The 8,456-nt window shown below is 43.0% G+C and carries 9 protein-coding genes and 1 pseudogene; 2 read left to right on the top strand and 8 right to left on the bottom strand.

The window, feature by feature from the left end; all coding sequences use genetic code 11:
• Positions 1-201 (top strand): annotated as a pseudogene (locus QUA83_RS29375) (photosystem II q(b) protein); the annotation flags it as partial.
• Between the two features lie 225 nt (positions 202-426).
• Here QUA83_RS29375 and QUA83_RS29370 read toward each other — a convergent pair.
• From QUA83_RS29370 to QUA83_RS29350, 5 genes are all read right to left on the bottom strand, one after another.
• A complete protein-coding gene (locus QUA83_RS29370) occupies positions 427-1,011 on the bottom strand; it encodes a GNAT family N-acetyltransferase (protein WP_333297686.1) in 585 nt (194 codons plus the stop codon).
• Between the two features lie 237 nt (positions 1,012-1,248).
• Entirely contained in the window at positions 1,249-1,638 is a 390-nt protein-coding gene (locus QUA83_RS29365; RefSeq protein WP_333154503.1) for a hypothetical protein, read from the bottom strand.
• A complete protein-coding gene (locus QUA83_RS29360) occupies positions 1,635-2,204 on the bottom strand; it encodes a hypothetical protein (protein WP_333206885.1) in 570 nt (189 codons plus the stop codon). Before QUA83_RS29360 ends, QUA83_RS29365 begins: the two co-directional genes overlap by 4 nt.
• Before the next feature lie 134 nt (positions 2,205-2,338).
• Positions 2,339-2,515 carry a DUF4926 domain-containing protein gene (locus QUA83_RS29355; protein ID WP_333297687.1) on the bottom strand — a complete coding sequence of 59 codons (177 nt, stop codon included), beginning with the start codon at positions 2,513-2,515 and terminating at the stop codon, positions 2,339-2,341.
• Between the two features lie 213 nt (positions 2,516-2,728).
• Positions 2,729-3,295 carry a transposase gene (locus tag QUA83_RS29350; protein WP_333297684.1) on the bottom strand — a complete coding sequence of 189 codons (567 nt, stop codon included), beginning with the start codon at positions 3,293-3,295 and terminating at the stop codon, positions 2,729-2,731.
• Between the two features lie 143 nt (positions 3,296-3,438).
• Here QUA83_RS29350 and QUA83_RS29345 point away from each other — a divergent pair, with 143 nt between their 5' ends.
• Positions 3,439-4,857, top strand: coding sequence for a transposase (locus QUA83_RS29345; protein ID WP_333297683.1), 1,419 nt, complete (start codon positions 3,439-3,441; stop codon positions 4,855-4,857).
• 199 nt (positions 4,858-5,056) lie between these two features.
• Here QUA83_RS29345 and QUA83_RS29340 read toward each other — a convergent pair whose 3' ends face one another.
• The 3 genes from QUA83_RS29340 to QUA83_RS29330 form a co-directional block, all read right to left on the bottom strand.
• Positions 5,057-6,616, bottom strand: coding sequence for a WD40 repeat domain-containing protein (locus QUA83_RS29340; protein ID WP_333297682.1), 1,560 nt, complete (start codon positions 6,614-6,616; stop codon positions 5,057-5,059).
• Between the two features lie 11 nt (positions 6,617-6,627).
• Positions 6,628-7,551: a hypothetical protein gene (locus QUA83_RS29335; protein ID WP_333297681.1), complete on the bottom strand. Its 924-nt coding sequence runs from the start codon at positions 7,549-7,551 to the stop codon at positions 6,628-6,630.
• 132 nt (positions 7,552-7,683) lie between these two features.
• Entirely contained in the window at positions 7,684-8,382 is a 699-nt protein-coding gene (locus QUA83_RS29330; RefSeq protein WP_333297680.1) for a hypothetical protein, read from the bottom strand.
• Positions 8,383-8,456: the final 74 nt, after the last annotated feature.

The raw sequence follows: 8,456 nt of genomic DNA, 5'->3' as shown, positions 1-8,456 counted from the left end.
TTCAACTTGAACGGTTTCAACTTCAACCAATCGATTATCGACTCTCAAGGTCGTGTCATCAATACTTGGGCTGATGTCATCAACCGCGCTAACTTGGGTATGGAAGTGATGCACGAGCGCAATGCTCACAACTTCCCGCTTGATTTGGCTGCTAGTGAAGTCACTCCTGTAGCTTTGGTTGCTCCTTCTATCAATGGCTAAGTTTTAGTCTGAGATTAACAAAAAGCGCTCCTAGAAATAGGGGCGCTTTTTGTTTGGGGAAAAATATTTTTACTGCGAGGATGGGAAGTATAGCGGCCGCCAAGGGAGTTAAATCGAGCTTATTTGAGATGGCAATTCGCCGAGATAAGAGTTCCCTCGCTTCTTGTAATTCCTGTTAGGCTGGATGGAGGTCGGCTTCTGCTTGGAGACTCACTCATGATAAATTCAAGTTTCTTTAAACATCACAATACATTCATAATTTTCTAGATCGAGAAATCGGTCAATTTGCAAAGTTCCTATTTGTTCAAATCCCTGTTTTTGGTGAAACATTAGGGAACGAGTATTAGCTATTGGGTGGGTAACAATAAACAGCGAAATAAATGAATTTGGAAAAACTTGATAAATTTCTTTATACATAAATTGAGCAACACCTCTACCCATCCAATTTAACTTGGTTGCTACTCTTTCGAGATAAAAATGCCGATCGCTGGTGACTCTTTTCTTAAAAACCTCATCTTTCCAGATAATTTTATCCAAGATTTCATCAGATATTTTGGGTTGTGATATAGCCACAAATCCCATAATTTCCCCATCGGTTTTAGCTGACACAAAATATTTGCATGAATTATTTAAGCTTTGGACAATCTCATCTTCAGTAATTTTTGTTAGCAAAAAGCCACGCTCGATCGACGTATTTTGACCGCGCGCATGAGAATTGTGAATATTGACGATCGCCTGTATGTCCTCTCGATCGGCTTCTCTAAAAGTTAGATATTCCATTGCATAGTGTGTAGGAACGCTGTCATACATTTACGATTTTAACGCTCAGGTTTATCTATTCTAACAGCTAGATATAGATCGCATACCAGATTTAGTTTTGTAAATATTGTAGGGGGCGATCGCCTTCGGACAATATCATGACTGTAGGTATGTCTGCACTTGTGGGCGATCGCAAATAACTTCCAGGTAGCGTGGCAACTGCTACAATGTTTCCCAACAAATCGAAGAACTCAAGGCCATAACCTGTTTCTAGTCCCTCGACGAGTGCTATTGATTTACCAGTCCTCGCAGTTCCTTAATGTCGATGTGGATTCCTTGACGTTTCAGATATTGGCTCAAGTTAATCTGGATGAATAAATCTTTGAGTTCTTCAGCAATCTCTGCCGGGGGATTGCCAGATAACGCAGTTGCAATTAGACGTTCTGCCATTCGTAATTCGCCACATTCAATCGCTAAAGATGCTGCGCTGCGGTGAAGCACAGAACGAGTGGGCTCAGCATCAAGGGCGCTAGCGATTAAGGCTGCGGCCTGAGTTTCTTGTTCAAAGGCTTGGCGCGTCAATTGTGCAGCCAACTCCAACGCACCTCTTAAGCGGGCGACTGCCGCTGCTTCGGCTAAATCCATTGCTTGTTTGTGGAGCGATTGAATCTGGCTCATTGGAGTACGGTTCCTTCAGGATTTTGCTTGGCACTAATAATAGAAATCGGTCGGCTGAACTCTACTACAATGATATACGCTGGCAAGCCTTGTGCGTCTGAGGCGCGGGTTTGTTCAGTTTTCAGCTTGACTCTAGTATTGATTTGACTTTGATTGCCTTTGCGAATTCCAGAAACCTCTAGCCGAGCCATTCGCTCAAATGGTAGTGTGGTAGCTGAATTTTGACTTCCTAACCAATAGTCAAATCCCGTTCCTTTGCGAGAGCGTTCAATGACTGTGAGATTTGTTAATTGCAAAATTAACAGGAATGCGATTCCATAAGCAGCCTGCTCGGTAGTATATTCTTCGTCATTCCAGCATCGTCGGGTTTGCTCGGTGACTGGCTGCCAATCTAACTTGAATGTGGCAGAAAATTCTCCCTCAACTTTAAGTGTTACTCCTGGTTGGTGAGCTTCATCGGTTAGACAAATCGCACCTGCTTCTGCGATCGCGGCTCCAAAGGCAGGTGTAATCGCAGGGAGTCCCTGGCTAAGGCTTTGTAAGTTTAAGATTTGAATCTGGCTCAAAGCGACGTTGCTCTATGGAAAGTAGATATTCAATTTTACTCTCAGTTGCGACAATTTGAGTCGATACCCACTATTTTTAGACGATCGCCTTCATCGACTTGGGGTCATCATCGCGATTGTACTATTTCCTCTACTTACGCAGCAAAACTATTAACAAGTCTAACTGTAGGTCTGTCTGCACTTGTGGGCGATCGCAAATAACTTCCAGGTAGTGTCGCAACCGCTACAGTGTTTCCCAACAGATCGAAGAACTCAACGCTATAACCTGTTTCTAGTCCCTCAAGGTGATGTTGTTCTACAACTGTACCGATATCGGGTCGCGACTCAGAAACCGGGTTTCTTACCTAAATCTCGGTGATGATGCCAGAATTATCGCAGAAACCCGGTTTCTTGGATGGTGGGGCGATCGCGTGGGGGTTCAGAAACCGGGTTTCTTACCAAAATCTCGGTGATGATGCAAAAATTATCGCAGAAACCCGGTTTCTTGTTTCTTGTGTTTCTTGGTTTCTTGGCTTAGTTTCTTTCTACTCTTCAAAGGTTAAATACTGAATTAATTTATCGCTAATTGAATCTTCTAAAAAATAACGATAAGCATCGGCTGAAAAAAATTGCGATCGCACTCCATCTATTGTAGGTAAACTCCCTTGGCGCAAATCAATATATTCTTGATAGCTGGAAAACTCCCAATCCTCTGCTTTTTCAACTATATTAGCACAGACTGGGTTTAAGTGAATATAGCGAGTGAGGTTTAATAAATAGTCTTCTCTATCTACATGAATCGCCTGAAACCGTCCTTGAAATAGTGAACCCACTCTTTGATAGCGTTTATTGATAGCCTTAGCATAAGATAGAGTAAATGAATGCATCAGCTTGGAAAAATCATCCGTTTTCAGGTAAACTAATAAATGATAGTGGTTCGGCATCAAACAATAAGCAATAATATCGACACCATCAGTAATCAGATGGTTTCTTAATTGACGTAAAAAATAAATATAGTTTTCTCGCTCAAAAAAGATAAGCTGACGGTTATTACCTCGGTTGTAAACATGGTAGTAATTACCCGCTTGGAAGATAATTTGGCGACGTGGCATATCAGAGGGTAGGTGAGTGGCTAGCGGAAGGGGAGGGTTCAGAAACCGGGTTTCTTAAACAATACCTTCGCCAAAAATAAGTAGGGCTTCTGTAGTACAGTTGTTGTTTACCACAACCACAACCGAGTTCTCTACAAAAGCCCATGCAAGACATCTTACCACTTTTATACTGCTTGCAACCGTCCATAGGGGTCACGAGTGTGCCTCAACTGAACCGGATTGTTCAGGCCATGCTAGCGATGACAGGCCGAGTCACTATGTTGGGCATTTCCCGGTGGACTGGTCAAGGTGGCAGTTATCGAACTGTACAACGATTCTTCGCCCAGGCTTTACCTTGGGCTACTCTATTCTGGGTATTCTTTCGCCAGCATTTATTTTGTGACAATGAAGTCTATCTTCTAGCCGGAGATGAAGTGATTGTGACCAAAGCTGGTAAGAAAACTTATGGACTCGAGCGCTTTTTTTCCAGTCTGTATGGTAAGTCCGTATCGGGGCTATCTTTTTTCACTTTATCATTGGTCAGTATTCAACAAAGACATTCATTTCCAATCAGGATTGAACAAACAATTAAATCCGCTTCCGAAACTTTGCCAGACTTGGCCCAAATCTCAGATAATCCTCAAAAAAAGCCCTCTAAAACCTCTAAAAAAATAGGCAAAAATACCCTCAAAAAATCTTCAAAATATCCGACGGAACGAGCCGAACCTAAAAATCTAGGCGGACGCCCTAAAGGAAGTAAAAATAAAGATAAAACCGTCGTCACCTTCACTCCTGAGTTAGTGCGAATCCAAGGATGGATTCAAGCCGTGCTGCAACAGATTAAGGGCTTTGTCCCCCTGACGTATTTATTGCTCGACGGTCACTTTGGCAATAATAATGCTTTACAAATGGCTCGGCAACTGAATTTACATTTAATTTCAAAACTGCGTTATGATTCGGCTCTTTATTTACCTTACGAAAATCCTGAACCTGGAAAAAAGTGCAAGCGTAAGTATGGAGAAAAACTGAATTTTAGCCAAATTCCAACTAAATTTTTGAAATCTAGCACGGTGGAGCGTCAAATTAAAACAGAAGTCTATCAAGCTGAACTTCTACATAAAGAATTTGCTCAGCCTTTGAATGTAATCATTCTGGTCAAGACTAATCAAATGACTTTAAAATGTAGTCATGTCATTTTATTTTCCAGCGATTTTAAATTATCGCATAACCAGTTAATTGACTATTACAGCCTTCGGTTCCAAATTGAATTTAATTTCCGGGATGCTAAACAATTTTGGGGGTTAGAAGATTTTATGAATATCAGCGAAAAAGCGGTAACTAATGCCGCTAATCTTTCATTTTTTATGGTCAATTTATCTCATCATCTTCTTAAATTAGGCTATCGGGGACCGGGAGCAAGCATACTGGATCTCAAGGCGAGGTGTCGGGGCTATAAATATGTGGACGAAATCGTAAAACTCCTTCCGGAAAAACCCGAGCTAGTTTTATTGGCTCAGATTTTCCAACGGATATCTAGTTTGGGTTGTATCCACCCACCTCAGTCTTATACCCACCCTAACTAAATTGGCGAAGGTATTGTTAAACGAATCTCGTTAGGATGCCAAAATTATCGTAGAAACCCGGTTTCTTGGATCAGGCGCGTGGGGGACTCAGAAACCGGGTTTCTTACCCAAATCTCGGTGAGGATGCCAAAATTATCGCAGAAACCCGGTTTCTTTCTAGGAAAAATTATCAGAGCAACCCGGTTTCTAAGTTTCTGAGTCACTCCACCCGCCAAATCTTAATCGTACCGTCAGCACTTCCACTGACAAGCGTCTGCCCATCCGGGCTGATCGCGACGGACTCAACCGATCCAGAATGCCCAGTGAGGGTGCGAAGTTCTCGCCCCGTACTCAAATCCCAAATCTTAATTGTTTTGTCCTTATTGCCACTGACAAGCGTCTGCCCATCCGGGCTGATGGTGAGGGAAGTAACACCGGAATAAACACTGTAATAATTCCCTATGAGGGTGCGAAGTTCTCGCCTCGTACTCAAATCCCAAATCTGAATTATTTGGCGCTCACTGCCACTAACAAGCGTCTGCCCATCCGGGCTGATCGCGAGGGAACTACAATTCCCAAGAGACCCCAGGAGGATGCCAAGTCTCCGCCCGGTACTCAAATCCCAAATCAGAGTTCTATAATCACTGCCACTAACAAGTGTCTGCCCATCCGGGCTGATGGCGAGGGAATAAACCCTGTTAGAAGGGTTTGCGATGGTGCCATGCCCAGTGAGGGTGCGAAGTCTCCGCCCGGTACTCAAATCCCAAATCTTAATCGTCTCGTCAATATCGTCAATATCGTCAATATCGTCACTAGCCCCACTGACAAGGGTTTGCCCATCCGGGCTGATCGCGACGGAATTAACCGACCCATAATGCCCAGTGAGGGTGCGAAGTTCCTGCCCGGTACTCAACTGCCAAATCTTAATCGTTTTGTCATCACTGCCACTGACAAGTGTCTGCCCATCCGGGCTAATGGCGAGGGAACAAACCCCGTTAGAATGCCCTGTGAGGGTGCGAAGTTCTCGCCCGGTACTCAACTGCCAAATCTTAATCGTTTTGTCACGACTGCCACTGACAAGGGTTTGCCCATCCGGGCTGATGGCAACGGAATTAACACTGTCAAAATGCCGGGTAAGGGTGCGGACAACTGAGAAATTTTCTAGCAGGCACTTGGGTTTGACTTCCTGATGACGCTTTATCACCTCCAAAATCATCTCCCGATAACGACTTTCCCCGATCGCAGCCAAACACCCAGTCAGCTTTTGCACATATTCACTATCCGCCACCGTCAAAGTCGATTTAAACACCTCCAATAAATTCTCCAAATTCAACAAACCCAGTTTCTCTTCAAAAACCCGATTTCTCAGCTTCAACCAAGCTTTAATCGAATACTCAACCTGCTTTTTCGCCCAAGATTTATCCGACAAACCACTCAAACTCAACGCCAAATCCAAAAACAAATAAGGAATCGCATTAGGGCGTTCCCCCTCAATAGACTGATAGAGACTTTGATAACTGGAAACAATCTCACCAACCAGCATTTCCTTCAAACTATCGCTCGGCATTTTTTCCAGCAATCCTGGCAAAAGTTCAGGCAACTTCGGACGCACATCCCCATGATAAAAATGGTATCTATCCGCCATCAAACCCACTAAAATACAGTGGCAAATCCCTAAAAACTGCGCCAATTCCTGAAGGTACTTGTCTTCCTTAACATTGTACTGATAATCAGGTTGACCGCCCCTGCCAAACTCCCGATCTTCCTCCTCTTCTTCCAAGATTAATAGATTCAGTTCATCATCTCCACCCGGCGCTTAATCTCCTCCATGCTTCTGCCTTTTTCTAATAACTTCATCCGGTACTCTCGCGACTCTTCGGCATTTTTGCGGGCGATAGGATACAAAACCTCTTTCCAAGGAATAGTTAGCACCTTTTCATAGTGAGGCACTTCTTGCATCATATCCCAACCCGCCAGATAAACCCTGAGTAAATTCCCATCAACCTTAGACTCTAAAACCACAGTCGGGACAGATTTGAGGACATGATGCAAAGTATCGATCGCAGTTTTGCCATGAAAAGATTTACTTTTCCAATCCGCCCCTTGATATCTTACAGGTCTTTCCTGATTAGTGAGTGGGTAATGTTTGCAAAATTCTTGTATTTCATCAATCAATTGGTTTTCAATTAGATCAAATGCCTGAGCCAGATGAGGGGATTTTTCAAACTGCAACGCTGGCGGCGAAATCACCACTAATAGAGGAATTTGTTTCATATTTTCCTGATAGCTTTTGTAAGCATCTAAAATTACCCGTGCGGGAGTTTTTAGAGGGAAACTTTCTCTAATTTCCTTATCATCAGCTAAAGTTAAAGCTGTTAGCAATTGAGCGCGAGATAAAATCAGGTGAGTTTCGCGGCGATACTGTTCTAATTTTTCCTCATGTTGGAACCGTCTAGCTAACTGTTCCCGTTCAGAATCGAGGCGTTTTTGCAGCCGCACATCTTCACAATATTGTCGATATGCCTCCATTTCCTTACTATGTTCTTGACGCACTCCTTCCATCAACGCTTGGAACTCAAACGTTCGATTTTGCATTTCAAACTGGGAAGTAATTCTATCAATCTCATTTTGCCGTTGCGTCATCGCCACCACTGTCTGGGGGCCCAAAATGCCGTTAACTGCTGTTATAAGTCCCTGGGCAAAGTTCCAAATCATAATCATTTCTCCTGATGTGAATTTGTGTTTGCAGAAACCCGGAATTCAGAAACCGGGTTTCTAGTCAACAGTCTCATTTTCTTTGAGAAACCTTTAGAAACCCGGTTTCTCAGATGTTTCTCAGATTTCTAACTAACTAAGACTACAAGTATTAAAAATTAACGTTGCGGCAGCCCAACGAGCAGTTCCTCCTGTAGCAAATAGCTTATCATCAGTTGTATAAGCTTTGCCAGAAGGCGTAACATAACCAATTTTATGTGCATCAGCATCATACACATTCATATCTGCACCTAAACGCCCGATATAATGACCTCCGCGATAAAATTTGTGTCCATCTACAGTCCCCGCTTGACCCATAGGATAACCATGCCAAAAAACTTGATCGCCAACAAAGTTAACTGAATTGTCATCATCTTTAGTAATCGCCCCTGAATGTGCAGATGAACTTTTTGCCGAAAATTCAACAAAATTTTCCGAGTAATTATCGGATGAAAAACTATCCTGAGAATCGTTACGATCAGTCGGCGATATAGTTGAATTAGAGACTAAACCTTGGGCATTATTTTCTGAATAAAGATCCGTTTTGAACTCAGCCAAACTCTCTCGATATGCAGCATCCAAAGCACCCGCCGGAGTCATTAATGAATGATGGGAATGATCGACCCCATCTAAAGCACCAACATGGTTTAAATCATGGGGATGGTGAACCTCACCCAAATTCAAGTGAAGGTGAGATAAATCAAGAGCATCTGAGGGGTGAGGGTTGCTGTGGTGCGAGTCTGAAGTATGGGAGTCTGAACTTAAAGATTGTATAAAATCATCCAGGGGCATTACTCACAAGTTAAGCTAAAAGCACTATTGTCAATGAGTAAAATTACTCATCTTTTACCTGTTGACCCAATTAA

Source organism: Microcoleus sp. K1-B1, assembly GCF_036704705.1.
Lineage (GTDB): Bacteria > Cyanobacteriota > Cyanobacteriia > Cyanobacteriales > Microcoleaceae > Microcoleus.
This window is presented reverse-complemented; position numbering and strand designations above follow the sequence as displayed.